The 26,500-nt window shown below is 44.5% G+C and carries 21 protein-coding genes; 3 read left to right on the forward strand and 18 right to left on the reverse strand.

The features are described 5' to 3' along the window. Positions 1 to 36 precede the first annotated feature (36 nt). Together metG and DHBDCA_RS01105 are read left to right on the forward strand one after the other, a co-directional pair. The gene (gene metG / locus DHBDCA_RS01100; protein WP_015045096.1) at positions 37 to 2,034 is read left to right on the forward strand and encodes a methionine--tRNA ligase; all 1,998 of its coding nucleotides are present in this window, start codon (positions 37 to 39) and stop codon (positions 2,032 to 2,034) included. Further along, on the forward strand, positions 2,031 to 2,810 hold the full coding sequence (locus tag DHBDCA_RS01105; RefSeq protein ID WP_015042292.1) for a TatD family hydrolase: 780 nt from the start codon (positions 2,031 to 2,033) through the stop codon (positions 2,808 to 2,810). The genes metG and DHBDCA_RS01105 overlap by 4 nt, the downstream gene beginning before the upstream one ends. Positions 2,811 to 2,903: 93 nt before the next feature. Here the strand turns inward: DHBDCA_RS01105 and DHBDCA_RS01110 are convergent, their stop codons facing one another. Next, positions 2,904 to 4,280, reverse strand: coding sequence for an ISNCY family transposase (locus DHBDCA_RS01110; protein ID WP_242824890.1), 1,377 nt, complete (start codon positions 4,278 to 4,280; stop codon positions 2,904 to 2,906). 419 nt (positions 4,281 to 4,699) lie between these two features. On the opposite strand from DHBDCA_RS01110, the gene DHBDCA_RS01115 reads away from it, so the two are divergent. Further along, positions 4,700 to 5,338: a cobalamin B12-binding domain-containing protein gene (locus DHBDCA_RS01115; protein WP_015042293.1), complete on the forward strand. Its 639-nt coding sequence runs from the start codon at positions 4,700 to 4,702 to the stop codon at positions 5,336 to 5,338. A 186-nt stretch (positions 5,339 to 5,524) separates the two neighbouring features. On the opposite strand, the gene DHBDCA_RS01120 is transcribed toward DHBDCA_RS01115, so the two are convergent. The 17 genes from DHBDCA_RS01120 to DHBDCA_RS01200 all read right to left on the reverse strand — a co-directional run bounded on the left by DHBDCA_RS01120 (position 5,525) and on the right by DHBDCA_RS01200 (position 26,201). Beyond that, complete coding sequence (locus DHBDCA_RS01120) at positions 5,525 to 6,130, reverse strand: DUF3786 domain-containing protein (RefSeq protein ID WP_242824939.1); 606 nt, start codon at positions 6,128 to 6,130, stop codon at positions 5,525 to 5,527. Between the two features lie 11 nt (positions 6,131 to 6,141). After that, a complete protein-coding gene (locus DHBDCA_RS01125) occupies positions 6,142 to 6,333 on the reverse strand; it encodes a CooT family nickel-binding protein (RefSeq protein ID WP_034379108.1) in 192 nt (63 codons plus the stop codon). A gap of 74 nt (positions 6,334 to 6,407) precedes the next feature. Next, positions 6,408 to 8,342, reverse strand: a complete 1,935-nt coding sequence (gene acsV / locus DHBDCA_RS01130) for a corrinoid activation/regeneration protein AcsV (RefSeq protein ID WP_015042296.1) — start codon at positions 8,340 to 8,342, stop codon at positions 6,408 to 6,410. Between the two features lie 51 nt (positions 8,343 to 8,393). Further along, positions 8,394 to 10,520, reverse strand: a complete 2,127-nt coding sequence (gene acsB, locus DHBDCA_RS01135) for an acetyl-CoA decarbonylase/synthase complex subunit alpha/beta (protein WP_015042297.1) — start codon at positions 10,518 to 10,520, stop codon at positions 8,394 to 8,396. Positions 10,521 to 10,575: 55 nt separating this feature from the next. After that, a complete protein-coding gene (acsE, locus tag DHBDCA_RS01140) occupies positions 10,576 to 11,361 on the reverse strand; it encodes a carbon monoxide dehydrogenase/acetyl-CoA synthase methytransferase subunit (RefSeq protein WP_015042298.1) in 786 nt (261 codons plus the stop codon). Between the two features lie 81 nt (positions 11,362 to 11,442). Next, positions 11,443 to 12,798, reverse strand: coding sequence for an acetyl-CoA decarbonylase/synthase complex subunit gamma (gene acsC, locus DHBDCA_RS01145; protein WP_015042299.1), 1,356 nt, complete (start codon positions 12,796 to 12,798; stop codon positions 11,443 to 11,445). Positions 12,799 to 12,849: 51 nt separating this feature from the next. Continuing rightward, complete coding sequence (gene acsD / locus DHBDCA_RS01150) at positions 12,850 to 13,794, reverse strand: acetyl-CoA decarbonylase/synthase complex subunit delta (RefSeq protein ID WP_015042300.1); 945 nt, start codon at positions 13,792 to 13,794, stop codon at positions 12,850 to 12,852. A 19-nt stretch (positions 13,795 to 13,813) separates the two neighbouring features. Then, positions 13,814 to 14,581, reverse strand: coding sequence for an ATP-binding protein (locus tag DHBDCA_RS01155; RefSeq protein WP_015042301.1), 768 nt, complete (start codon positions 14,579 to 14,581; stop codon positions 13,814 to 13,816). 16 nt (positions 14,582 to 14,597) lie between these two features. Further along, a complete protein-coding gene (locus DHBDCA_RS01160) occupies positions 14,598 to 15,368 on the reverse strand; it encodes an ATP-binding protein (protein WP_015042302.1) in 771 nt (256 codons plus the stop codon). 88 nt (positions 15,369 to 15,456) lie between these two features. After that, positions 15,457 to 17,421, reverse strand: a complete 1,965-nt coding sequence (gene cooS / locus DHBDCA_RS01165) for an anaerobic carbon-monoxide dehydrogenase catalytic subunit (RefSeq protein WP_015042303.1) — start codon at positions 17,419 to 17,421, stop codon at positions 15,457 to 15,459. Positions 17,422 to 17,971: 550 nt separating this feature from the next. Next, positions 17,972 to 18,937 (reverse strand): amidohydrolase family protein, encoded by a 966-nt coding sequence (locus DHBDCA_RS01170; RefSeq protein ID WP_015042304.1) that lies wholly within the window; start codon positions 18,935 to 18,937, stop codon positions 17,972 to 17,974. A 98-nt stretch (positions 18,938 to 19,035) separates the two neighbouring features. Beyond that, positions 19,036 to 19,839, reverse strand: coding sequence for a methyltetrahydrofolate cobalamin methyltransferase (locus DHBDCA_RS01175; protein ID WP_015042305.1), 804 nt, complete (start codon positions 19,837 to 19,839; stop codon positions 19,036 to 19,038). Between the two features lie 187 nt (positions 19,840 to 20,026). Beyond that, on the reverse strand, positions 20,027 to 20,875 hold the full coding sequence (locus DHBDCA_RS01180) for a bifunctional 5,10-methylenetetrahydrofolate dehydrogenase/5,10-methenyltetrahydrofolate cyclohydrolase (RefSeq protein WP_015042306.1): 849 nt from the start codon (positions 20,873 to 20,875) through the stop codon (positions 20,027 to 20,029). 5 nt (positions 20,876 to 20,880) lie between these two features. Continuing rightward, the gene (locus tag DHBDCA_RS01185) at positions 20,881 to 21,513 is read right to left on the reverse strand and encodes a cyclodeaminase/cyclohydrolase family protein (protein ID WP_015042307.1); all 633 of its coding nucleotides are present in this window, start codon (positions 21,511 to 21,513) and stop codon (positions 20,881 to 20,883) included. Positions 21,514 to 21,912: 399 nt separating this feature from the next. Next, positions 21,913 to 23,589, reverse strand: coding sequence for a formate--tetrahydrofolate ligase (locus DHBDCA_RS01190; RefSeq protein ID WP_015042308.1), 1,677 nt, complete (start codon positions 23,587 to 23,589; stop codon positions 21,913 to 21,915). A gap of 43 nt (positions 23,590 to 23,632) precedes the next feature. Beyond that, positions 23,633 to 24,538, reverse strand: coding sequence for a formate/nitrite transporter family protein (locus DHBDCA_RS01195; protein WP_041225760.1), 906 nt, complete (start codon positions 24,536 to 24,538; stop codon positions 23,633 to 23,635). 100 nt (positions 24,539 to 24,638) lie between these two features. Beyond that, positions 24,639 to 26,201 (reverse strand): methylenetetrahydrofolate reductase C-terminal domain-containing protein, encoded by a 1,563-nt coding sequence (locus DHBDCA_RS01200; protein ID WP_015042310.1) that lies wholly within the window; start codon positions 26,199 to 26,201, stop codon positions 24,639 to 24,641. Between the last annotated feature and the right edge of the window lie 299 nt (positions 26,202 to 26,500).

A 26,500-nucleotide genomic window follows, 5' to 3' on the forward strand; every position in this document is an offset into this window, starting at 1 on the left:
GAATTGTCTACCGTAAATAAAAGGAGGTCTATTCCTGTGAAATATTATATTACCACACCTATTTATTATCCCAATTCCAGTCCTCATATCGGGACTGCGTACACGACTATTGCTGCGGATGCGATGGCCCGTCTGCGAAGAATGAAGGGCGATGATGTCTATTTTTTGACCGGGACGGATGAGAATGCGCAAAAAATTGTACGGACTGCTGAAAATGCCGGGATGGATCCGCTTACATATGTTGACGGAATCGTCGATAAATTTAAGGAATTCTGGAGACTGCTTGACATTTCCAATGATGATTTTATCCGGACAACAGAAGAACGGCATGCCAAAGTCGTACAGCAAATATTTACAAGGCTTTATGAAAAGGGCGATATTTACAAATCCGAATACGAAGGTTGGTACTGTACACCTTGTGAAACTTTCTGGACAGAGAACAAACTTGTTGACGGAAAATGTCCGAATCCGGATTGTGGAAGAAATGTGGAACTTCTGAAAGAAGAAAGTTACTTTTTCAGGATGTCCAAATACAGTGGCAGACTGCTGCAATATATTCAGGACCATCCCGATTTTATTCAGCCTGCTTCGAGAAGAAATGAAATGATCCGGTTTATTGAAGGCGGGCTTGAAGATCTCTGTGTATCGCGTACGACCTTCCAGTGGGGCATCAAGGTCCCTTTTGATCCGAAACATGTGGTCTATGTCTGGCTCGATGCCCTGATCAACTATATCTCTGCGCTGGGCTATCCTGACGGCGAAAAATACAAAACTTACTGGCCGGCCAATGTTCATCTTGTTGGCAAAGATATTGTCCGTTTCCATACCATTATCTGGCCAATTATTTTGATGGCGCTTGATCTTCCTTTGCCCGAGAAGGTTTTTGGACACGGATGGTTCTTAAGTAAAGAAGGTGGAAAAATATCCAAGTCAAGAGGAAACGTTCAGGATTCGTTTCAGCTGATTCAGAGATATGGTGCTGATCCCATTCGGTATTTCCTGTTAAGAGAACTACAGTATGGGTTGGACGGTACTTTCTCAGAGGACGATCTGGTCGAAAAATTAAACAGTGATCTGGCGAATGATCTTGGAAATTTTGTGTCTCGCACCTTGGCCATGGTCGTAAAATACCGGAATGGAATTGTCCCGGAACCCGGAGAAGATACCGATCTGGAGAGGGAGATCAGAGATTTAAGCAGCAGGGTAAAACAAGGGACAGAAGAAAAAATGCTGGCCTGTGATACGGCGGCTGCGCTTGAGGTCATCTGGCAGTTTGTCAGCAGGTGCAATAAATATGTCGATGAGACAGCTCCCTGGAATCTGGCAAAAAGTGAGGATAATCAGGACAGGCTGGATACGGTGCTTTATACATTTATGGAGTGCATTAGGATCCTAGGTATTTTATGCGCCCCCTTTATGCCGGGAGTACCGAGAAAAATCAAACCCCTCCTGGGAGATACAGATTTCTTCAAGGACTGGGAACAGGCAGACAGCTGGAATGTTATTCAGCCGGGCACAGCCATCCGAAAGGGAGAAGCCATTTTCCCGAGAATCGATGTCTCCGCATATCTTGAGCAGGTCAATTCTGAAATAGAAAGGTGTGTCACACAGGTGCAGGGGAATACAGACCATCAACAAGAAGTAAATCTAGAAGTCAGTCCTTCGCAGCCGGAAGATTCGCAGCACATGGCGGAGATGGCTCCGCTCAAGGAAGAAATCAGCATTGAAGAGTTTGCCAAAATGGATTTTAGGGTTGTTAAAGTGCTGCAGGCAGAAAAAGTAGAAAAAGCCGACAAACTGTTAAAACTGGAAGTAGAAATGGGTGGGGAGCGTAGAACGATTGTATCTGGTATTGCCCAGCATTACAGCCCCGAAGAGCTTGTCGGCAAAAAGGTTATTCTGGTTGCGAATCTTAAGCCTGCCAAGCTCCGCGGAATCATGTCCCAGGGAATGATTCTGGCAGCGTCGCAGGACGGAGAGCTGGAGGTGCTTAATGTTCAGAAAGATCTTCCGACAGGGGCTCAGGTCAAATGATTTGGGATACGCATGCGCATTTAGAGGATAGCCAGTTTAGCCCGGACAGGGATGAGACCATTGCCCGAGCTACCGCAGCTGGTGTAACGACGATTGTAAACGTCGGCTCTACAGAAAAGACAAGTCAGGATTCGGTGAGGCTGGCTGAAGAATCCCCGTTTATTTATGCAGCAGTAGGCATTCATCCGCACGATGTTGAAACTTGTACGGATAAAACCTGGGAAACGTTGTTCAGATTGGCGCAGAACCCGAAAGTTGTTGCCTGGGGAGAAATTGGTCTGGATTATTACAGGGACATTTCGCCACGGGATGACCAGCGCAAGTGGTTTATTCATCAATTAAAACTGGCCAATGAAGCCGGTTTACCGGTGATCATTCATAACCGGGATGCACACGGGGATGTTCTCCAAATTATTAAAAATCATCTTCCTGAGGCAGGCGGCGTTTTTCATTCTTATTCAGGCTCCTGGGAAATGGCAAAAGAACTTTTGGCCATGGGTTTTTATTTGTCTTTTTCAGGACCGCTTACTTTTAAAAATGCCCGTCATGCCCCTGAAGTCGCGGCGAAAGTGCCGGAAGATAGGTTCTTAATTGAGACAGATTGTCCGTATCTCACTCCTGAACCCTATCGTGGCAAACGAAATGAGCCTGCTTATGTGTGTAAAGTGCTAGCCAAAATTGCGGCAATCAGGGGAATGGAGATCAGGGAAGCAGCCCGTCTGAGCAGTGAAAATGCCCGCAGATTGTTCAGAATGGATCAGCTTCAGTGTGAATAGGTAGTAATCTTCAGTGATCTGCAAACCGAACGAAGAGATGCATTATTCTGAAAATTTTGGCGGTTTTTTGTCAAAATGGTCATCTTTTCTATGTCAATAGTCTGCGATAATGTCACCCTGATAGGGTGATAACTGTGCAGCAGAAATGTCATCCCTAAGTTTCTTGGAATAGAAAATTTCGGTATAGCCAAACCAAGGGGAATTAGTTTTGTTTTTAGGTTTAATTAAAGTCTCAGAAGGTAGGCAATTAGTAGAGTTGTCTGGCTGAGAGATATGTATTATACTTTCCTTAGGCTGAGTATTAAGCGGTTCTGGTTTAATCACAAGGCCCTTGAAAAGAACCTGCATTCCGATATGTTTACTGGTTGCTACAGTAATCGTGTCATGAGGGGATGCAGGGATTTCTTTATTATCCTTAGAAATTGGCAACCGGTATTTCTGACCTCTATAAGAAAAGGAAAGGCCTGAATCAAGCTTTCTTGTTTCATGTATAGCAAAGGTTAACTGAAATGCAGCCAAATCCTGTTTGGGCAAATAGGCCTTTTCCATGCTGGCAGCCTGGACGGAGAATTTGCGGTTGTAATAGGGAATATATTGCCTCAGGAATTCATTAGCCTGTTCAATTGAATTAATGCCTTTACGCTTCATATCTTTAGGCAAACGATCCTGCAAAGTTTCCCAGAGCCTTTCAATCCCCCCTTTAGCTTGTGCAGACTTGGCAATGATAAGTAGAATTTTGGTTTCTCTGAGAGCTCTTGCGAAGTGGGGTTGACGCTCGACTTTACCAGTTAGTTCTTCATCTAGTGTCAGTTTCTTTTTTGTTTTACTGTCATAAGCAAAGACTGTTCTACCATCGGTGTAAATTTCCCTTGGCAAATGGCCGTCTTGATTCATCTGAAACATCAACTCACAATACCCTTCAAAGGTTTCTTCCTTTTCGAAATGAAGAGCTAGAATACGACCTGTGGCATCATCTACAGCACCATGAAGGTGCAGGTAGGAGTCATTGCCCAGCCAATCATAACTGGAAGCATCCATCTGAACGAGTTCTCCTTCACGTTTACGGGCATTTCTTGACCGATGTTTCTTCGGTCTTCGTTTGGCCTTTGGGGATCGAATACCACTGGCTTTTAGATGTCTTGAAACAGTGCTGACAGAGACAAATATCCCCTTGTCTTCAGCGAGAACATCGGTAGCATGGCAAAAGTTATAGTTGATCAATTCCTTTTCGTAAATCTCAATGATGTTCAAGGCTAACTTTGGATCTAAGGCATTAGCAGGCTTACGTCCTCTGTTTTTATGCAGAATGCTCATGACCCCATTGGCGGTGGCCTCCACTTTCAACCGCTGTACTTGTCTGACGCTGAGATTTAGAAGCCCTGCTGCTTGTTTGTTTAATAAATGGCCTGCCAATAATTCTTCGATAATGGTTACTTTTCTTGCTTCTTGCTTGCTCATTTCTAATTTCATCCTCCCATTATATCTGTTTTGTGAGGGGATGACATTTTCCTTGAAGAATTATACTATGACATTATCGCAGATCAACAACAAATGGTCATCTTTTCTATTGTGAATACTCCCGGTCTAATGGTAAAATATATAGTGTATAGGAAAAATGCAAATACCAAATCAGATTAGACTCGTTCAAGTTTCGAGAGGGCTAATAATTTTTTTCACCAGCTTGTAGATACAGCTATACACCGATAGCGGAAAGATGTGTTTTGAAACTGGAGTCTTTGATTAAGAAAACACGTACCAGACAGGAGGAGTGCAATATTTCTCGGTTACCGGAGGATATTATTTCAGTCCTAGAAACAAGATATTAGTATTAAGCGGATGCGAATTTTTTATAATTGCTTTGCGTTATTAATTTTAAGGAGGAAATAAAAATGATTGATCTGAAAGTGTTAACAGATGCCGTAGGTGACCTGGACGAAGATAAACTGATGGGGATGCTGAATGACTTTGTTGCATCGAAGCCTACCGAAGAAGAGGCTCAGTCCGTCGTTGGTGCCTGCCAGCGCGGGATGGCAAAAGTAGGCGAACTGTTTGAAAGCGGCGAGTACTTTATAGGCGATTTGATTTTTGCTGGTGAGCTCTTAACCCAGTCCATCGATATCCTGGAACCGGTAATCGGCAGCGACGAATCCGCCAAAGTAGGCAAGATCGTGCTGGCCACTGTCGAAGGCGATTTGCACGATATCGGCAAGAACATTTTCAGAAGCATGTCTGAAGCAGCCGGATTTGAAGTCTTTGATTTGGGGATCGACCAAGGCCCGAGCGCATTCATTGAAAAAGTCAAAGAAGTACAGCCTGATGTCGTAGGGATGAGCGGTGTACTGACGCTGGCCCTGGAAGCGATGAAAAAAACGGTAGATGAATTGAAAGCTGCTGGCGTGCGTGACAGCCTCAAAATCATTATTGGCGGAAACCCTGTAACAGAAGAAGCCTGCAGACAGATTGGGGCAGATGCATTTACCACGAATGCAGCCGAAGGCGTTAAGATTTGCCAGAGCTGGGTAAAGTAAATATCTGATGTAAAAGCCGAAGCGACCATGTTCAGCAAAACTAAGGCGTTTTGGATGTTAGCGAGGAGATAAGGGAAATAGTCCACTGGGACTGTTTCCCTTATTGCTGTTTGGAGCTGCAAAAATGCCTCAATATAATGAAGCGTCCTTGTTAAGCTTGCTTGGATTCATGTTATAATGATCTATTTACTTCGCGAGCTCCTTCAAAAAGCTTAGCGCAATATCGCAGACAACAGCATGATCTTCAGCGTTGAAGTAATCCAGTGTATTGGCATCAAAAAGAATATTGGCTCCCGTGGCAAATTCCTCGTCGCCGTTCCAGAGAATAAAGGTGACATAAATGTTGTTTATAAACTGAAAACGGTAGCTGAGGTCTCCGTGCGTTGTTTTCACTGCATTCAACTTTTGCATCGCGCGTTCCAAGGCGGGGAAATCCTTGCCGAACATCCTGGCAAGCCGCATGATACAACGGCCGTAAAAATTCGGGTAGTAAACCTGTCCGCCCGAGACTTCCCGATAGGTGATGTCCCTTTGTGTAGGAGCTGTACCCTTGGCGTTGACCAGGTAACGCAGGAGTAATGTTATAACCGGAAAGTTTGTAATTTTGGCACCGTCAGAATCACAGATTTCCCCTGAAGGGTAGGAGACAAAATAAGTTGTGCCCATTAATAAAACATGAAACTCTTGCTTTTGCCTGTCATACGTTGCTCCCGATTTCCGGGATATTTCCACAGGGTCACAGTCTTTGAGTTTCGCGCGAATAAATTCATAGTGCATAGGTGTATCAGACACGTGCTATTCCTTTACGCTTTTTCGGTGATCAGGATTTTATGTTCCAAGAGTTTTATTTCCTGAATGATGCCGTTAATTGTTTTTTCGTCTCCCAATAAACCTGTTAAAAAGATCTTACCAGAGTCAACCTTCATGTTTGCAATATTTTCCATAACCATTTTCTCTCCATTAGGAGTCAGAACATAAGCGTTAGATTCACACATATTAAATCACCTTTCTTAACAGTTATTTTTATGCCTGTCAGATGGGGCTTCAATCCAGCTGCTTACGCATTAATTTAGACGATTTTTCGCTGGTTCTTAACGGTTGGGAATCTTTCAATTTCGGTGTGGGGGAGGAAACAGGCAGATATGAATTCTCCCATGTAGGAGCTGTCGGCACTGAGTTCAAGGTAAGTCATATGGGAGGCAATATCCTCGGCTTTTTTTCTGGCGTCAGTGCTTTGCAGAGTCAGATAACTGCCTAACAAGGAACTATTGCCGAGATATTCAAACTTCTCGACCGGGAGATCCGGGAAAAGCCCAATCGTAATTGAGTTATTCATATTGATATTCGTGCCGATCCCACCAGCTATATATATTTTGTCTATTCCGGAATAATCCATACCCATGCTTTTTAATAATACGACCACGGCAGAGTAGACAGCACCTTTGGCCCGGATAAAATTTTCTAGATCAATTTCGGTAATTGTGATATCTTTGGGGATATGGTATTCTCTGCTGAAAGCCAGCACATATTCGCCGATTCCATATTCATCAGAACGGATACGGTGGGTTTTCAGATGGCGGTTCAGACGGCCCCGGCTGTCAATGATCCCTGCCTTGAACATTTCGGCTATGGCGTCGATGATCCCTGAGCCGCATAAGCCGAGCGGCAGTTGATTATCAATTGTATCTATGGTAGGTTCAAAAGTTTTTCTATCAATCCTGACATTTTCAATCGCGCCTGGTGCCGCGCGCATTCCGGAACTTATTTCTCCGCCTTCAAATGCAGGTCCGGCCGAACAGGCACAAGTGAGCAAGAAGTCTTTATTGCCAAAAACAATTTCACCATTGGTACCCAAGTCCATAAAAAGAATATTTTGATCTTCCGACCACAGGCCAGAAGCGAGCACGCCGGCAGTAATGTCTCCGCCAACATAGCTTGATACTGAAGGCAATATATAGATAATGCTTTCAGCGTAAGCCTCTAATCCGAGGTCGCCAGCTTTAAGGTATTCAGAACTAAGGAAAGCGGGAATATAGGGATCCTTCCGCAAATAGTCCGGATAAACCCCGAGCATGAGGTGCATCATGGTTGTATTTCCTGAGGCGACGATCACGCTGATCGCGTCTTTGGAAATACCAATTTCCTGTCTCATTTTCTTAAGCAAAGGATTAATTGTTTCTTTAATAATTGCATTGGTTAATTCCTGTAAGCCATTTTTTTTGGTTGAGTGGATGATTCTGCTGATCACATCAGCGCCATATCTAATCTGGGCGTTTCCGGCAGAGGATTTGGCAATAATCTGTCCGTTATAAAGATCGACCAGGATGGTAGCTATAGATGTAGTGCCTACATCTATAGCTACCCCATACAGCTTGTCGGATGTATCTCCGGGCTCAATATTAATGACTCTGATTCGCTCGCTGGTTTCTGCGAAATACGTTACGGTCGCCTGAAAATCATTTTCCCTTAGAACATGAGGGATTTTTTTGAGGATAGGCAGTTGGCAGACGACTTTGTGATAAGCGCTGTTCTTAAGCAGATGTCTTTGGATTCTGTCCCAGTCGGAGAGGCAGTCATCAAGGCTTGGCAGGTCTAACTCCATATAGACCTTTTGCACTGGAGAGCTAAACAGAATATGATTCTTGGCAGCCATGTTAATAACGCTGTCGATGATATGTTGATCTTTCGTTCCAGCCAAATCTTCAACTTTCATTCCGCTTAGTGCGGATGTCTGGATAGCCGGCACTTCAACAGTAATATCGCCATTAATTTTGGAATTACATGCTAAGACAAAACCCTGTGCTAGTTCAGATTCAGTAATGTGATGGTTTTTACGAAAATTTACACTGCCTTTAAGAACCTTTAGCTTGCATTTGCCGCATGATCCGAGTCCATTGCAAGGCGCATCAAGGAAGATACCAGCTTTGCGGGCCGCATCGAACAGTGTCTCACCTAATTTGGCAATCACAACGGTGTTTTCAGGGATAAATTTTACTTTAAACATGTTGCACCACACCCCTTCTGATAGGACAGTCCTATAACAGTACTGCTTAAACTACATCAGCGGATCCATTGTTAGTGCAGGGTGGCCTCTTTCACTTAGATACTCTAAGACTGCTTCGGACTCTGAAGCGATGGTTTCATCACAAATCATATCGACAAAGTTATCAATTCCATACACTTCTTTCGCAGTTGCATTCAGTCTGTCAGCAACGAATTCCTTGAGTTCTTTCGGCATCCAGACAATACGTCCGGGACCGCCTTCAGCTGAGATGAACTTCTTAGAGGAAATAAACTGTCTGCCATGTCCCATAAATCCAGGAGTCTGAACGCCGCCGCCTGTCATGGAAGCCAGTTCGCCGAATGTCATGCCTACCGGAGATACGCCGGAGAACTCTCTGTTCACAATGACAATGCCGTTGGCTTCCGGCATAATGCCAGCAATACATTCAAAGCAGCCGCAGGAAGTCATCGGATCTTCCAGTAAACTGTACAGCGTAATCTGGCTCAAAGCGCCTTGGGAGTGCCGTTCCACGGTTTTGTTGACTTCTTGCCAGATACCTTTGACAGGATCATCAACAGGACCTTTGTTAATTGGCTGACAAGGACCGGTTGGATCGAGCTCAAAAGTAGCTTTGGAATCAAGCCAGCTTACGGCGCCGCATAATCCTAGTCTTTCCGGTGTAACAAGGCACACAGGGGATAGGGCAAAGGACTGGCAGAGAATACAGGTATAAAAAGTGTCGACACTTTCATCAGTCAAACTGGCAATACGCTCGTCTCTTGCTGCATATTTGGGAACAACCTGCTGGGTTTTCACTTCTTTGACTTTGTCAGGATCAGTAATAATCGTGACCTGACATTTGTCGACGACTGCACCAAACTCGTCCAGCATCTTGGCATACAGCACTTCACCAAAATGGCGTAGTCTGAAGCCTTTTTCGTAAGCATCCTTGCTGATACGGATCCAGGTGGCGTCTCTCTGGCCGACGTGCATGATGCCTTCAATATAGTTCATAAAATAGTGGATTCTTCTTTCCAGAACCGGCTCAAAATCTGAATGCATGCTCTTGCCGGCTACTTCGACGAGTACTGCCAGAGGCATTCTTCCGGGGACCTGCTGCACGGTGTCAATATCGTCACCAATGATCACAATCTTATGATCCTCAATCTCACTGGCTTCTCTTTGCGTAACAAGCTCCCAGGACTCTGTTTTGCTGCCGCCGAATTCAACAAACATAGCATCTTTTCTGATTCTCTCTCCTTCAAAAGCAGCAGCAAAAGCAACCGGAATCGGAATTTCTGTGATCTTTATCTTAATGCCTCTGATCTCAAGGGAAGTTGCAGCCATTTTATCGTAATCTTTTTGAGTGATAAGCTTCATCGGGACTTCGGCAACATCCTGGTCGGTTACAACCGGGAAGCCGAGGTTAATCGCAGCTGCGCCTGCAGCAACTTTGTAATTGCTTAAAGGTCCTACTGCATTGACAAAAGCTTTCAATCTTTTATAGGTATAACGCTTGAATTCTTCCCAGTCGCCAGGGGTCAAGGCTCCAAAGATTAAAGCAGCGCGGATGGTTACCGTAACGACGTGGATTACAGAGGTCATGTTATAACCTAAAGGCATGACCCTGAACTCAAGTCCTACTTTGACCCCGCCTTCAATGGCCTGATCGATGACTTTACCGACAAGGAAGGTTAAAAGCCCTTTAGCTTGGTATTCTTTGATGACTTTGGCGGCTGATTCGGGGTCCGGAAACTCACCAATGATAACCGCTTGCCCCGGGATATCGTCCATTACGAGACCAACACCCCAACCGCGGATAATCGCATCCGTCAAAAAACCCATGCACGGAGCTTCATAGGGCTTTTCGTCCACGACATACTTTAAAGCTTCAATAATTTCGGAAGAGACAGCAGCTGCCATACCGGCATTCTCTGCTTCTCGAAGCTGTTCTCTTTCCACAATAAGGCTTCTGACAAGGTCTAAAGCACCTTCAAGTTCTCCCAGGGTGCCTATTTTTTTGCCGGTAATGGCATAAATAAGGGACAGGGAGTAAGCGGTATCCGGAAAAGCAACTTTATGCTCTCTTCCTTTTAAGGAGATTGCTTTTTCAACATATCCGGCAGCAGTATCGAGAGCTTGCTTGGCGCCTGCAAATATGGTGCTATATAAATTCATGTATATTCCCCTTTCCGTAGAATCCCCCCAGGCCGTTGCAAGACGAGGCTATCAATCATAGCTCCAGGTAGGAATCGGCATATAACATATTGCCTTTAATCATGTCACAGGTTTTGATTGTCTCCATAAGCCTGTGGTCGCAAGGGTTTACAATGGCTGCAGTCAGACCGCATTGCATGGCCATTGCACAATAGGTGGCGTCAATGATCGGACGGACATGTTTTGGAGCACCATTGGAGACATTGCTTAATCCAGCATTGGTTCTGAGACCCATTTCCGTGATCTGGCGAATGGTCTCAAGGACTTCCGGTGCTTTTTCCTGCATGCCCTTGATGACCAGAAACAGCGGGTCAAATAAGAGATCCATCGGGTCGATACCGAGCATCATTGCTTTTTCCAGCATTTCGGTGCAGTAGGTGATGCGCTCTTCAACGTCAGAAGGAATGCCGTCTTTAGCACACAGGGCAATAGCCATGGCATCGTTGGCGGCGGCGACTTCTAAGAGCCCCAGTCTCGGACCGGCATCGGCAGAATTGATAATCGGTTTGCCTTTGGAACGGTTGTAGACTCTGATACCGGCTTCAATTGCTTTTTTATTGGCTGTATCCAAACAAATCGGAACATTATCAAATTCATTCTGCAGAAGCTGAACGGCCCAGGCCATGACTTCTTCGCCGTCTCTTTCAGCAGGTCCAATATTCAGGTCGAGGTAAACAGCGCCGGCATCAAGCTGTTCTTTAGCCCTCTGGAGAATCGGGGCAGGATTACGGTCAGCGATGGCCTGCCGAATGACCGGAGAAATACAGTGGATTCTTTCACCAATGACTAAAAATCTATCCATGTTAGGAGCACCTCCGAATTTTTTTATTGAGAACAGAATACTTCGGGTTAATACTTCAGGTTAATTCGTATCTTTTTCAGTTCAGTTAATGCCTTCCATCGTCCTTAAGAATTTAGGAAGATGCATGGCTTCATCAGGACCAATGATAACTTCCCAGTTAGGAAGACTGTCCTGGATGTCACCTTTCAGAACGGCAACTTTTCCAGGGATAATAAGCTTTCTGCATTTCGTTTTGCTTTCAATGCCGGACTCTTTAATGAATTTGGCAATGACCGAGCCGCTAAACTTGCCTGCGGCCCATGCTGTCAGTACAGAGTAACCGCCGGCATCAGGGATTCCCATCCAGGCCGGTACTTTGGATCTTTCCACTTCACCGGAAACAACAAAGTAAGTCAGGGCAAAGTCGACCGTAATCAAAACAGGTGAGTTGTCACCAGGGTTATTGATCGGATAGAATTCCGGTTCAACTCTCATCGGTTTCTGCGGGTCAGTATAGATATTCTGTCTTAAACCGAAGAGCGGGAGAGCGCGGGCGTAATCCATATCGTCCATAACAATAAGGGAACCATATTTCATGGTGAACAGGGAGGCCAGAGCAACCTCCATAAATTTGTCGCCTTTGGCCAGCTCGTTGACAAAGGCTACGGAAGGATAACCAAAGGTTCTGTCTTGTTCTTTTAAAGCTGTTCTGCGGATCTGCACAGCGTTGGTAAAAGCTTCACGTGCGGAAGCGTTGCCGATATCCAGCAGTAATTCTTTGTAATCAAGTTTCTGGACATTTTCAACCAGATCATACAATTCAGCAAGTGAGGGTGCTTTTAAGCCGAGAGGCAGTTTGAGCTCCTTGACCAAAGCAACCATTTCCTGATAGTTGTTGCTGTTAGCACCGAATACGATCGGGAGTTCATCTTTGACCAGTTCCAAAGCATCTTTCAGCACGGAAACATCGGCGCATACCAGCATATAGGCTACTTTTAAACTGGAAGCTTTGACTTTGTTGATTAAAGCCAGATAAGCGTCTTTGTTGCCAACATACTGTAGGGCAGCAATTTCAGCTCTCATTTCTTCGCCGATTCGGACATAGTCGACGTTTTTCATATTGGCGATTTTCGCATCGATTTGTTCCTGGGACATCGCATCGGAAAGCAGTACAGCAAATCTGTTGCGGTTGACAAAAGTTTTCTCGTGACGGAAAAGAACAGTTTCACCGCCAAGTTTACATTCGGTTTCTCCTTTGCCGAAAGTCACGATCTTCATCAGGGGAGCCGTGGACTCAGAGAGCTTTGCCATCGCATCATCACTCATGTGCGAGCACTTGCTTATTTCTACACCACCGGCTGCTACCTTCATCGCAAAAGCCATACAGGTAGGAAAGCCACATTCTTTACAGTTGGTTTTGGGAGTCAGTTTATAGATATCCAATCCGGACATTGCCATTTTCATTTTCCTCCTTGAATCAAAATTACTATCAAAGTCTTCAAATATTAATTATTTCAGGTTATTCACGAAAGCACGGATCGTCTCTGCTGAACGCGGATGACGCAGAACAACAGCATCAGAACCGACGGCGATAACACTGGCGGCGGTGGAAACCTCCATGGCAATTCCACGCTCTTCCTGGCAGCCCCATTCCGGAGAATCTTCCTCTGTAGAGGCAGACTCTTTAACGTCCCACGTATCAAAAGCAACCGGTGTAATAATCGGCATCTGTAAGGTTTTATCATTTTGACCCAAAGCGGCCAGTCTGATTCTGTCAATGGTTGAAGCGACATACTCAAAACCATAACCGACAGGTGCGGTCCCGACATTCATTACGATATTTTCGTTTTTGACTTCCAGTTGGTTGATTAAAATGTTTAATTGCTTAGCCAGGTTGATGTCAACCGAGGACTCAGCAGCTACTTTATGTTTATAAGCTGTTACGCCGGCTGCAGCAACAGTCTTATAGTTATCTTCAACAGCGGATAACAGAAGGACATTTTTACCTTCCAGCTCTTCGGCTACTTTCTCAAATAATTTAAGGTCTTTCTCATAATTTTGTGTCCCGGCAATAACAAGAGGCAGTTTAACAGCATTAGCAACTTCCTTAGCCAGAGTGGCACATTCTTCAACGGATTTATTTAGGCCGTTCGGATCTGCGCCTTCAAACCGTAAGCAAATGAAATCAGGTGCAAATTTTTCTTCCACATATTTGGCCCATTCTACAGTATTTCCAACAACCGAACCATAAAGCTCTTTAAGGCCTTTTACCCAATTTTCCGGGTAAACATCAAGAATTTCTAAACCAATCTTTGTACCGCTACCGGTATCACCGTCAAAACTGTAAAACGGAAACACATTCTGTCCACCGAGCGCTAAGGTGTTTTCCCCTGTCCCTAATTCCAAGTTGCAAATGCTTCCACTATACTTTTGGACTGAGGTTTTAAAAGCCACTAGAATCTCCTCCTTCTTCTTATAAACCAATTATTTGGCAGATATCTTTAATTGCCCGTTTTGATAAACTGTCATCAGGCAAATTAACCAAGGCTTTTCCCTGAGAATCATACGCATATATCAATGGATCCAGGGCAATGATTCCCAGCAGTTCCAACCCCTGCAAGGAGATTTCTTCAATAATTCCCTCGTTTAATTTCCCATCCGGGGCTTTATTGATAATTAAATATTGTTGAGCTACTTTTAAACCTAGTTCTTTGACCAGCTTGTTAATACGGCCTACCGCCTGAACACCGCGGCGCGAACAGTCGCTGACGAGAATCAAAATATCAATGTTTCTTGCTGTTCCGCGGCTTAAGTGCTCCATGCCGGCTTCATTGTCAATCACAACATATCTGTATTTATCAGAGACCTTATCAAGCTGTTCCCGCAAAATCCCATTGACGAAACAGTAACAGCCTTTACCTTCGGACCTTCCCATGACGAGGAGGTCATATCCATTTCCTTCGGTGATCGAGGTATTCAGCTGGTACTGAAGATACTGGGCTTTGGTCATTCCTCCGGGAAAACCATCGCGCATGGTTTCTCTCAAGTTGACTTCTTCTCTGATTTCGCCAAGCGTAACTTCAATTGTTTCTCCCAGCACTTCATTCAAGTTGGCATTGGCATCTGCATCGACAGCAAGTACAGGTCCTTGCTTGTTTTTTACAAGGTAATCGATCAGAAGTCCAGTAATGGTTGTTTTTCCGGTTCCGCCTTTACCTGCTACCGCAATCGTTTTTCCCATCGAAACTACCTCTTTTCTAGATCAAAGCATCGAGCTTAACTTTAATTGCTTTGACTTCCTCAACAATCTTGCTGTTCATGAAGGGAGACTGATCTGGCCGGTCAGAATTGACGACGTCTACGTTGTAAGAGATAAAGCCCAAGCAGGCTTCAGGATCGATATTTTCCAGGATATACGCTTTATCCGAATCGTTTTTGATCTTGTTGCCCACAGCATAAATTTTAGGTATGCCGATATCGGAAGCCAATTTCTTAATCTTGTGGTACGTCTGGAGACTCCTGGCTCCGGGCTCAACGACCACAATAAAGGTATTCACACCCTGGGCTGTTCCTCTGCCGAGATGCTCAATCCCGGCTTCCATATCCATAACGACAACATCTTTATTTTGCAGGACTAAATGAGAAGTAAGTCTTTTCAACAGGACATGTTCCGGGCAAACGCAGCCGCTGCCGCCGCTTTCGACGGTACCCATCGTCAACAGATTTACACCGTTGCAGCAGGTACAGTATTTGTCCGGGATATCATCTACCTGAGGATTTAATTTGAACATTTTACTAAAGGAATCGGTCGGGGTACTTGTTCTTTCTGCAATCAGTTCTTTCATTTCGGCAATCGGCACGATCTTGGAAATAATCTCGTCAGGAAAACCAAGGGCCAAAGCCAGATTGGCATCAGGATCGGCATCAACTGCCAGAACCCGGTAGCCTTCCGCTGCATACAGCCTGCTTAGAATTGCTGCAAAAGTTGTTTTTCCGACGCCACCTTTACCTGTAATTGCTATCTTCATTTAAATCACCCCGACGCATCATTTATCTTTTGTTATCTGTTGCCTGAAGAAATTCTTCTGGCAAAAAAAACGACCATGGCCGCGTTTTTTAAAAGCCGGCAGGAGCTAAATCGTCATAGTCGGTAACATTCATTCTCTGAACGTTAAGCGCTTCGACTTTGGCTCTCTTTTCTTCAATTCTGGCCAGCATTTTTTCTGCGGCTACAGCCGGATCTGTTTCAAAGTAGAATTTTGCCCCTACCCAGTCTTCCAGTCTGTTTGTCAGGATATCCGTAACTTCCGGGCTTCCGGTTACCGGAGGAACAACGCCTAGAAAGGTATCGATTCCGGAGCTTACCACGTAGGTACCGATGGCGACAGCTTTTTCGGACATCCATTCCGGAGCTGCGCCGACAACCGGCAGTTCGCTCATATCGAGTCCCAGAATCTTGGCTACTTCACCAACCAGTTCAAGGATACGGCTGTTGTCAACACAGGAACCCATATGCAGAACAGGAGGAATATCGGCCAGTTCGCATACTTTTTGTAATCCTACTCCGCAATACTTGACGGCATCTTTGCTTAAGAGACCAGCTTTGGCAGCAGCCTGAGCCGCACAGCCGGTAACAACAACAATGACGTCATTGGCGAGCATCTTTTTAATAATTTCGATATGGCTGTGGTCACCTTTCACCTTCGGGTTATTGCAGCCGACGACACCGGCTGCGCCTCTTAATACACCAGAGACTAAGCATTGCGCCAATGGTTCAAACGTGCCTGGCTTATGCGTATAAGAATTGACAACGCGGTCCAACTGGCCAATAATAGCCTGGTTGCTGTAACCGATCGTGCCGGTTGATTTATGTGTTGGGATGGAAATTTTTTCGTGCTTTCTGTTTGTATAGTTCTCTACTGCTTTCCGAATTATTCTCTTTGCGCATTCATAGGCGTTGTTCTCATCAAATTCAATATGAACGGCGTCTTTAATTTTGGCAAGTCTTGAGGTTGTGATAAATTTGGTATGGTAACATTGAGCCAGGTTGGCCAGGGCAGGGAAGATACATTGAACGTCCACAATCATGGCTTCAACGGCACCGGTAACAATCGCGAGCTCCTGCTGATTGAAATTCCCGGCAATTTTAATGCCGTGACGCATCGCGACTTCATTGCCGGTACAGCAAATGCCGACCAGGTTGATTCCCTCTGCGCCGACACTCTTGGCCAGAGCCTTCAGCTCAGGGTCATCAGCGGCAACAACGATCATTTCCGATAAACTGGGTTCATGACCATGCAAGACAATGTTCACCATGTTTTTCTCAATAACACCCATGTTGGCTTCGATTTCTCTCGGCATCGGGGTTCCAAAGATAATATCGCTGAATTCAGTACCGATATAGGAACCGCCCCAACCGTCGGTCAAAGATGTCCGCATAGAAAGATTGATCATACTTTCAGCATCAGCGGTACAGCCCATATGTGTAGCATGCATAATCGATACAACTTCTTTGTCAATAGCATCGGGGAGGATATCATTATTTTCCCAGACTTTTAATCTTTGTTTAGTAATACTTGGCGGAATAACCATTGAACCAAAAGGCTTGCCAAAATCATTCAGAGCTGCTTCAGCAACTTCATGGGCAACCTGGTAGATATCTTTGCCTTCTGTAGCCACACCCCATCTGGCTGCAACATTCAGCAGTTTTTTCTCGTCACGGATTTGATAATCTCCGTCCGGACTTGCCATATGAAGTACATGGGCAATATGTCTGCCGTGATCGGAGTGTGCAGATGAACCGCCTGCTACCATTCGGGCATAATGCCTGGAAGCAATAACATCCGCAGTGGCGCCGCAAATACCTTTTTGAACGCCTTTTCCTGGAATCGGGCTGACGCGGCAAGGACCCATGGTACAAATCCGGCAGCATACACCTTGCTCACCAAAACCACATTGGTTTTTGAGAGCGGCCTTTCTGTCCCAGAGTGTTTCAGAACCGTCATTTCGGGCCTTGACGTAAAGTTCTTGAGTAGCTAAATCTACTGACAGTGTTGTTTCGTCCAGTAATTTTTCGTCCATTGCGTTTCCTCCTTCAATAACCATACGTTGTCTTTAAATTCGTTTAGCTGCTACAGATGGCGAATACTTAAAGTAAAAAGTGTCGTGTACTGAGGTTTTAACTCAAAATCGGGTCATTTATGAGTAAATTCACAAACTTTTTTAAAAATATAAGGATCAGAGCTTTATCTCTGGCAGTAAAAAGTTAAAAAAGACATTGTAATTTAAGATTATTATAGTACGAAATTTTTCGGGAATATATTGATCCGTTGTTAACGAACGAAACGGGGGGCTGAATAGCAATTATTCAATTCTTAACAGCATAATTTATATATACTTGTATATAGATAAAAATTAAAAAAGTTATCTGTATAGGCCTGTATATTTTTGTATATACAAGAATAATTACACCAAAAGAATTTTTTCACAAGATATCACTTATCGATCTCACTTAGTAACTTAGCACGTAGGGTTATGGTCTCGGGATGTTATGATATTCTGAGGAGATCCAGACGACAGGATAGTGTATGCCAGTTTTCCGATGATGGCAGAAAGCTCGTTTTTCAACATTTTACAGCAAATCACTACTGTCTTCATCATAATTCCTCAACTCAACCGATTTTTTTGCTTGGAAAATATAATCTAATTCTTTATTATTGAGATTTAAAGCGTCGATTCCGTTTGCAGTGGCCAGCTCCAAAATGGCGTGTTTGCTTATTCCTGTCATAACCATGTGACCAACTTCATCATAGAAACCTTTTCCGTGGGATACCCCGTATGACCCCGCATCGCTGCCAACGGCGATTTTTACGCCTAATTCAAAGGCTTTTTTGACCTGAGCTTTCTGCGCATCATAGATCCGGGCAATATTCGGCAATTGGTCTGTAAAGCGGCTGTCTTTTGAAACAATCAGGTTTCCCAAAGGTGCTAACGTAGGAATCCAGATAGTATCGTGTTCCAGCATCAGCTGCAATTCATTTTCTGTCAGAAAATAACCATGCTCAATTGTATTTGCACCGGCTTTCACAGCGATACCAACTGCTTCTGCCGAATTAGTGTGGACCATTACGGGAAGGTCTTGATCCTTTGCCGTCTGTATCATGTAGTACATTTCATCATAACTGAAATGTGAGCCGTCAACTTTCCCGAATTGATTAAAATCTACAAGTCCGGTAAGTAGTATCTTAAGATGATCAGGATTTGACGCAAGCAGCTTTTTAAAAACATTTTTGAAATCAGCCATATCGGCGACCGGCTTGCCTAAGAAACTGCCGTAGCATCCTTGTTTGTAGATCGCAAAACCAGGGGTCCGGAGAATCATTCCTTCTTCAAGGGCCAGTTCTCTGGCCAGAAGAGATACATTTAAGTTGTCTCCTCCGTCGCGCAGTGCACAAATGCCCATCTTTTTATATTTTCTAAGGAAATTGGTAATTATAGTTGAATTGGGGTTATCTTTGTGCTGCAGACGTGCCTCTTGAAAAGCTATTCCATCCAAAGCCAAATGAACATGGGTGTCAATCAATATGCTTTTAATCACTTTATTCACCTGGCTTTAAAAGGTTTTGCAGACCACCAGAAAGGGGAAGCCTTTTTGGTGGACACGACGTTTCATTTATTTTATTTATTTTATTTATTTTATTTCACAGGACCAATTTTGCCTTGTCTGAAAGCGGTGCTGAACTTTCTGCAGTTCTTGTCTTTGCCCATTAATGCTTCAGTTGCGAGCAGGGTTGCAATCATATCTCTGCTGCAGGGATCCATAATCGCTGAATCCATACCAAAGAAAGTAGCCAGGGCAAGGAAGTTCTGGTTGACAACTTTTCTTAAAGGCATTCCGAAAGAGATGTTGCTCAAACCGGAAGTGATTTTGATTGTCGGGTACATTTCTTTGATTCTTGTCATGCTTTCATTAAAGGAGTACATGGAATTGTTATCAGTAGACAAAGCAATAACCAAGGGGTCGACATGCATCCTGTCAGGAGTAATATCATATTTAGCAGCTTCCTCAACCATTTGCTTTGCAATTCTAACTCTGGTGTCAATGTTTTTGGGAATTCCGTCATTGTCGCAAGTTAGCGCAATGACTTCCCAAGTCGTTCCCTTAATCAACGGGAAAATGACATCGCATTTGTCGCCTTCCATGGAAACGGAATTGATAAGTCCCGGTCTCTTGGCATATTTAAAAACGGCTTCAATCGCACGCGGATTCGGGCTGTCAATACAGAGCGGAGTGTCAACGGCATCCTGAACAATATCCATTAGCCATTTCAGTGTTTCCACTTCAACATCAGGTGATGTGCTGGCACTGACATCTAGGTAGTGGGCGCCGTCATTGGTCTGGTCAATCGCACGCTGGCGGATAAAGTTAGCATCTCTCTCTTCAATCGCTTTTTTCACGATAGGGATTGTACCATTGATTTTTTCACCAATAATAATCATCTATCAAATTCACTCCTTATGAAATTTGTATATACAGGTATACGCTTAGAGTTTAACATTGTTTCTACATACGGTCAATATCTTTTTCGACAAAGTATACTATATTCTAAAAAGATTTAAAAAATAAAAGTATCCTACATATTCTATCTTTCATAGACTATTTAAATTGCTTGGTCAACAAGGTTTATCAGTGCTTTTTTCTGGCTGCCCGCAGACAGTTTTTCATCAAAATCGCGGTGGTAATCGAACCTACGCCGCCCGGTACAGGAGTGATCGCACTGACTTTGTCCACGACTGCATCATAATCGACATCCCCGCACATCTTGCCGTCACCGGCATCGTTGATGCCAACGTCGATAACGACAGTGTTTTCGGATACGTATTTGTCATCGATCATTTTGGCTCTGCCCATCGCAGCAATGATGATGTCCGCTTTCTTCGCAATTCCGGCCATGTCTTTGGTCTTGGAATGGCACATCGTTACGGTCGCATTCTCTTTTAAGAGCATCATGGCCAGTGGCTTTCCTACAACTAGGCTTCTTCCCATAACCACTACATTCGCGCCGCTAAGATTGTAGCCGTAATGGCTCAAAGTTTCCATACATGCTGCGGGCGTGCAGGGCAGGAGTCCGCTCATATCGCCTTCAAATACCTTGGCCAGGTTCAGCGGATTCATGCAGTCAATGTCTTTATCTGCCGAGATCAGGTGCTTGATGACTTCTTCGTCCAGCTGTTTCGGTAGTGGACGGAACAGCATGATGCCATGAATGGTACTGTCATTGTTGACCCCCGTCATGACTTTTGTGAATTCTTCCATGCTGATATTTAAGTCCAAAGGATAGGTCTTGGTTGCAATGCCAAGATTATTGCAGTTTTTAATAATACTGTTTTCATAGTAAACGTCATCCGGACGGCTGCCGACGCGAATGATACCTAAGGTCGGGTTGATGCCTTCAGCCTTTAAAGCCGCAACTTCCTGCTGGAGGTTTTCTTTCATGGCCTGGACAACGGGTTTAGCGTTAAGAATCTGAGTCATGCTGCTTATTTACCTCCCGTAATTGCATTCTGAACATCCGCAAAGATGCGGTCGGCTTTGGCGGTATATGTGGTGACAAGTTCGTTCAGTTCGGTCTCGATTTTCTGTTTTAGAACCTGATCTTTCATGATTTGGGTGTTGATTAAGACATTCAGCTTGGCGCCTTCGAGCGCAGCTTTCAGGAAGGTTACGCCGACACCGACGTCGCTGATCGCAATACGGGTGCCCTTCTGAGCAAATTCTTCCTGAAGATTGATGCCGTCAGCGCAGCATCTAACAATATCGAGCGGTACAAGTGTTGCTTTAACCAAAGCAGCCTGCAGGGTTTCTTCTTTGGTCCGGATTTCTTCTTCAGTATTTTTGGGCAGTCCGTAAGCCTGGGAAAGCGGATAGAAAGCATCAGCATCTTCTTTGACCAGAACCTGCAGTTTTTCAATGATCTTCTTGCCTTTTTCCATCAGGACGAGTACGTCGGCTTCAACATCAGCATATTTCTTCTTGCCGACAGTTAAACTTCCTACCATGACACCCAGCGCCATGCCGATGGAGCCAACATATGCAGAAGCACCGCCGCCGCCAGGAACCGGCTCTTTGGAAGACAGCGCATCTACAAATTCGATACAGCTCTTTTTCAACATAATATTCATCTCCTGTTCTTGATTTTTTTCTAAATTTTTAGCTACTAATTATTGCGTAACAACCAATATATAGCGATCCCATAGTTATGTTATCTTAAGGCAAATATTCTAGAAAATACTCAAATCTCAAATTCTGGCATCTTGCTCTAGAAACTAGTCTGTGTATGTAATACATAGACGGCGTCAGTGGAGCACGCAAGCACGGGAGGTGTCTGGGGTCGAGTGCGTCACGGATGACATAGCATTCGACAAGGAGCAACTTGCCACGGAGGGCACAAAAGCCGAAAGCGGCAATATATTACACAGACCTACCCAATAAAGATTAAGAGCATTTATAGAATGAGATGGTAGTACAAAGCTGCCATCTCATTCTTATTGGAAACAATATTAAACTTTATCTTAGAATAAGCCGGAAATCTTACCGGTGCTGTCTACGTCAATGTTTTCAGCGGACGGTACTTTCGGCAGGCCGGGCATGGTCATGATGTCTCCGGTAAGTGCAACAGCAAAGCCCGCACCAGCAGAAATCTTCACGCCACGGATCGAGATTCTGAAGCCTGATGGACGTCCCAGTTTCTTCTGGTCATCAGACAAGGAATACTGGGTCTTCGCCATACAGACCGGAACATCACGATAGCCGATTTTTTCAATGTTCTCGATATCTGCGGAGCTGCTGCCAATGAAGTCAATACCGTCTGCACCATAGATCTTGGTGGCAATTGCGGTAATTTTGTCTTTGAGACCCATGTTGATGTCATAAGCAAAGTTAAAGTTTTTCGGGCTGTCAATGATGCGAAGGACTTCTTCAGCCAGTTTCGCGCCGCCAGGGCCGCCCTTTTCCCAAACTTCGGAAAGGGCTACATTAACGCCCAGTTTCTTGCACTCGTCTTCAATCATTGCCAGTTCAGCTTCGCTGTCGATCGGGAATTTATTGATCGCAACAACGGCAGGCAGACCAAAGTTGACGGTGACGTTTTCAACGTGTTTTAAGAGGTTCGGCAAGCCTTTTTTGAGAGCCTCCAGGTTTTCTTTGTTGAGATCAGCTTTAGCTACGCCGCCATGGGATTTGAGCGCACGAACAGTTGCAACGATAACAACGGCTTCCGGACGCAGGCCACTTAAACGACATTTGATATCAATAAATTTCTCAGCGCCGAGGTCAGCGCCGAATCCAGCTTCAGTTACAACATAGTCGCCAAGCTTTAAAGCCATCTTGGTCGCCATAACACTATTGCAGCCGTGAGCAATGTTCGCGAACGGTCCGCCGTGGATGAAAGCTGGTGTATGTTCAAGAGTTTGTACAAGGTTCGGTTTTAAAGCATCTTTCATCAGGGCACCAACAGCACCTTGACATTTCAGTTGACCGGCAGTTACGGGCTCACCGCTTCTGTTGTAGGCGACAATGATTCTCTCAACTCTCGCTTTGAAGTCGTCAATATCGCTGGACAGGCACATGATCGCCATGATTTCAGAAGCAACCGTGATGTCAAAGCCGTCTTCTCTCGGAGTACCATTGGCTTTGCCACCAAGTCCGTTGACAATGGAGCGGAGCTGACGGTCATTCATGTCCATGCATCTTTTCCAAGTAATTCTGCGAACATCGATATCCAGCGCGTTGCCTTGTTGGATATGGTTGTCTAGCATCGCTGCAATCAGATTGTTAGCAGCACCAATGGCATGAAAATCACCTGTGAAGTGAAGGTTGATATCTTCCATTGGTACGACCTGAGCATAACCGCCGCCAGCGGCGCCACCTTTGACACCAAATACAGGGCCTAAGGATGGTTCGCGTAGTGCAATAACAGTTTTTTTGCCGAGATAATGGAGAGCATCTCCTAAACCGACGGATGTCGTAGTTTTACCTTCTCCGGCAGGAGTCGGGTTGATGGCAGTAACCAGAATCAGTTTGCCATTCGGTGTGTCCGCTTTTTGATTCAATAAGTTGTAGTCGACTTTGGCTTTGTATTTGCCATAGGATTCCAGATAATCCTCGGGGATTCCGAGTTCTTTTGCTACATCTAATACAGGCAGCATGGTTGATTCCTGGGCGATTTCAATATCACTTTTGAAAGCCATTGGTTTTCCCCCTTTTTTTAATTATGGACATCTTTGCTTAACTTTATTTAGATTTTACGTAAGCACTATCAAATTTTTTCTGGACAAGATGGTCTATATCCATAACAGCAGTAGGTTTCTTTTTGTACATGAAACTCATCCAGTAAATAATCCCGACAAACAGGCTGCCGCCGACAATATTTCCGAGCGTAACAGGAATAAGGTTATTCACAACAAACGTTCCCCAGTTAAGGTGAGCAAGTTTTTCAGGTGTTACACCGAGCGTTGCAGCCTGGGCCACCCAGGTTGGGTTGGCTTTGGCGAGAATGCCGGCAGGAATGTAATACATATTGGCTACACAGTGTTCAAAACCGGAAGTAATAAACAGCCAGATCGGAAAAAAGATAGCGAGGAGTTTACCGGTAATATCCTTGGCTGCATTCGCCATCCAAACGGCCATACAAACCAGCCAGTTGCACAAGATTCCCATGAAGAAAGCTTTCGGAAAAGTCAGGCCCGTCTTGTATGCGGCGACTTTGATTGTAAACCCTCCGAGCAAACCTGAGGAAAAGTCAAACTGGCCGGAGTAAAGGATAAACAGGACGATAAGCATGGAACCAATAAAGTTCCCGACATAGACAATCGTCCAATTCCGCAGCATCTTTAGCCATCTTGATTCTTTTTCCATACAAGATACCACAATCAGGGTGTTTCCGGTGAATAATTCAGCTCCGGTGATAACCACCATCATCAGTCCTGTGGCAAATAAGGCACCAGCGAGTGCTTTGCCTAAGCCAACAGAAGTGATGGTGTGAATGGCAGTATTAGAGCCTTCCGCCGCGAAGGCAATAAAGGCTCCTGCTAGTATTGCCAACAGCAGCAATTTCAATATAGAAGAATTGGTTTTATTCTTTCCATATTCTACAAATCCCTCAGTAATCTCTGAAGGAGTTTTAAACATTTTTTCCATTTCTCCTACCCCTATTATAAGTGTATTTAGGCTGATTTAAAAGGTCATAAAGTTTAAAGGACGGTTACAAAGACTGAATGGCCTTCAAACCTTATGACCTTTATTCTTTTTCTTCGAAATTTGTTCTAGGTTTAATGCCAAGTCTTTCCGCAGAGTGGTCCTGGCCTTCAAAAAAGTTTATCCAGCCTGAAGTATGTTGTTTTTCCCAATTGTAAGGGCTCACATGATAGGAATTCAGCTTTTCTTCCTCAGAATAGCCTTTTAAGCGGTAATAGGCTTTGACCCAGATGCACTTCTGCTTGTTCGGATACACTTCACACCAGCCGTTGTAGCTTCCTTCACATGGGCCGTTCCGTTGGTTCTTGGGACAATTGCCCATTGGACAGACGTAGGCTACATCAATCAGCGCACAGTCACCGCAGTCCTGGCAATTGTACATGCAGGATTTGGCGAGGTGCTCAATGCCGTGAAAAGGTTTTTCCAGCGCAGAATCCTTTATGGCATGACAAAATCCGCGCATAAAGCCGAACATTCCTTTGTTGGGCTCAAACATCATCTTGTGAACAACTCTGGACATCTTATAATTTAAATCAAAGCTCTTCTCATAATTGTTGTAGTCATTGGATTTTTGAGCAGTATTCAGGCCGGTCTTTTCATCTTTGGCGTAAACATAGAAACCGTTTTTCTGAGGATAGTCAAACTCCCGGACATAATCCTGCCAGTTGGCGGCCAGTTCGTTTCCGCGGTCAATAATATATTCAACTTGTTCGTACGTCGTATTATGCCCCCCGAGATGAACGCCTTTATAGCCCATACCTTTCAGGATAGCAAAGAGTTTCGCTGCCCTATCCAGCATGGCGGCGGCACCCTTGTCACTGCTTTGTTTTTCTTGTTCCAGTTCAGCAACGAGCTTGTCCGTAATAACACATCCGGGGACTTTATTCATACTCATCGCTTTGGCAGCACCATAAGTCAGCAAGTAAATATTTCCCATTAAGCATCCGTGCAGGTTATTGTGCTTCACAAATTGATAGAGTTCGTGGTACTTCCTGACATCGTAGCCAACTTGGGGTATAATGAACTGAGCACCGTTCTCGATCTTCTTTCTGAGCTTGGTGTACTGGAGCATCTGTTCGGCTTCGGTGGCTTTAAAAGGTGAAACAGCAGCACCCGCAAAAAGATGGGTCGGCTGAAGTTTATGGACACCTTTAGCTGTGGGGAGTTCCAATCCGTCATTCATCTTGGCGATAAAGGCCAAGAGCTGAGTGGAATCAAGGTCAAAAACCGGTTTGGGCCGTCCGAAAAAGTTACCCGGATCATGGTCGCCGGTCAGTACCAACAAGTTATGGAGTCCCGAACGTTCCAGGGAAAAAAGCTGGCTTTCCAGTTGCGTGCGGTTTTTGTCCTTGCAGGCAACATGAATGATTGCATCTAAGCCTAGGCCCTTGATTTCCCTGCCAATGCCCTCAGGATTAATACCGACGCTTCCACCCGGGTTGTCAGTCAGACTAACCGCATGGATCTTTTTTCCTTTAGCAGCCTGCTCCGCCAATTGAAGCGCTTTTTCCTGGGAAACTTCTTTGGAGCCACGGCCAGGTACGAGTTCCCATGTTACAATAAACTCATTGTTGTCCTGTATTGATTTGCGAAAAGCGTTCTCCATGAGTATCCCCCTTTTCCAATTATTCTCTGAGAAAATCTAACATAAGATAAGATAATGAAAAGAGATAAATTGTGTCCAGAATGATGTATACTATTGTATATACAGGAGTTTTGCTTACTCTAATATATCACCCAAATTTTCAATAGTCAATATATTCAAAAGATAAAAAACAAGAGATTTTTTAGAAAATAATTTCTATTTCGACAATAGCCTCAACCACCGACTTGTAATTAAGGAAAGTTACGTTTTATAATATGATATGTTAGAATGATTCTTGGAAAAAGACGGTTGTCCTTCGC

The sequence above is a fragment of the Dehalobacter sp. DCA genome, from assembly GCF_000305775.1.
Taxonomy (GTDB): Bacteria; Bacillota; Desulfitobacteriia; order Desulfitobacteriales; family Syntrophobotulaceae; genus Dehalobacter; species Dehalobacter alkaniphilus.

Coding starts and splice junctions, on each gene's coding strand:
- DHBDCA_RS01180 (WP_015042306.1), bottom strand. CDS start 20,875: ATGACTCAGATTCTTAACGCTAAACCCGTTGTCCAGGCCATGAAAGAA.
- acsE (WP_015042298.1), bottom strand. CDS start 11,361: ATGGATAGATTTTTAGTCATTGGTGAAAGAATCCACTGTATTTCTCCG.
- DHBDCA_RS01125 (WP_034379108.1), bottom strand. CDS start 6,333: ATGTGTGAATCTAACGCTTATGTTCTGACTCCTAATGGAGAGAAAATG.
- acsB (WP_015042297.1), bottom strand. CDS start 10,520: ATGAATTTATATAGCACCATATTTGCAGGCGCCAAGCAAGCTCTCGAT.
- acsC (WP_015042299.1), bottom strand. CDS start 12,798: ATGGCAATGTCCGGATTGGATATCTATAAACTGACTCCCAAAACCAAC.
- DHBDCA_RS01110 (WP_242824890.1), bottom strand. CDS start 4,280: ATGAAATTAGAAATGAGCAAGCAAGAAGCAAGAAAAGTAACCATTATC.
- DHBDCA_RS01155 (WP_015042301.1), bottom strand. CDS start 14,581: ATGGGAAAAACGATTGCGGTAGCAGGTAAAGGCGGAACCGGAAAAACA.
- cooS (WP_015042303.1), bottom strand. CDS start 17,421: ATGGACGAAAAATTACTGGACGAAACAACACTGTCAGTAGATTTAGCT.
- DHBDCA_RS01190 (WP_015042308.1), bottom strand. CDS start 23,589: ATGGCTTTCAAAAGTGATATTGAAATCGCCCAGGAATCAACCATGCTG.
- DHBDCA_RS01175 (WP_015042305.1), bottom strand. CDS start 19,839: ATGATTATTATTGGTGAAAAAATCAATGGTACAATCCCTATCGTGAAA.
- acsV (WP_015042296.1), bottom strand. CDS start 8,342: ATGTTTAAAGTAAAATTTATCCCTGAAAACACCGTTGTGATTGCCAAA.
- DHBDCA_RS01160 (WP_015042302.1), bottom strand. CDS start 15,368: ATGAAGATAGCAATTACAGGTAAAGGTGGCGTCGGAAAAACAACTTTT.
- DHBDCA_RS01200 (WP_015042310.1), bottom strand. CDS start 26,201: ATGGAGAACGCTTTTCGCAAATCAATACAGGACAACAATGAGTTTATT.
- DHBDCA_RS01195 (WP_041225760.1), bottom strand. CDS start 24,538: ATGGAAAAAATGTTTAAAACTCCTTCAGAGATTACTGAGGGATTTGTA.
- DHBDCA_RS01185 (WP_015042307.1), bottom strand. CDS start 21,513: ATGTTGAAAAAGAGCTGTATCGAATTTGTAGATGCGCTGTCTTCCAAA.
- DHBDCA_RS01115 (WP_015042293.1), top strand. CDS start 4,700: ATGATTGATCTGAAAGTGTTAACAGATGCCGTAGGTGACCTGGACGAA.
- DHBDCA_RS01105 (WP_015042292.1), top strand. CDS start 2,031: ATGATTTGGGATACGCATGCGCATTTAGAGGATAGCCAGTTTAGCCCG.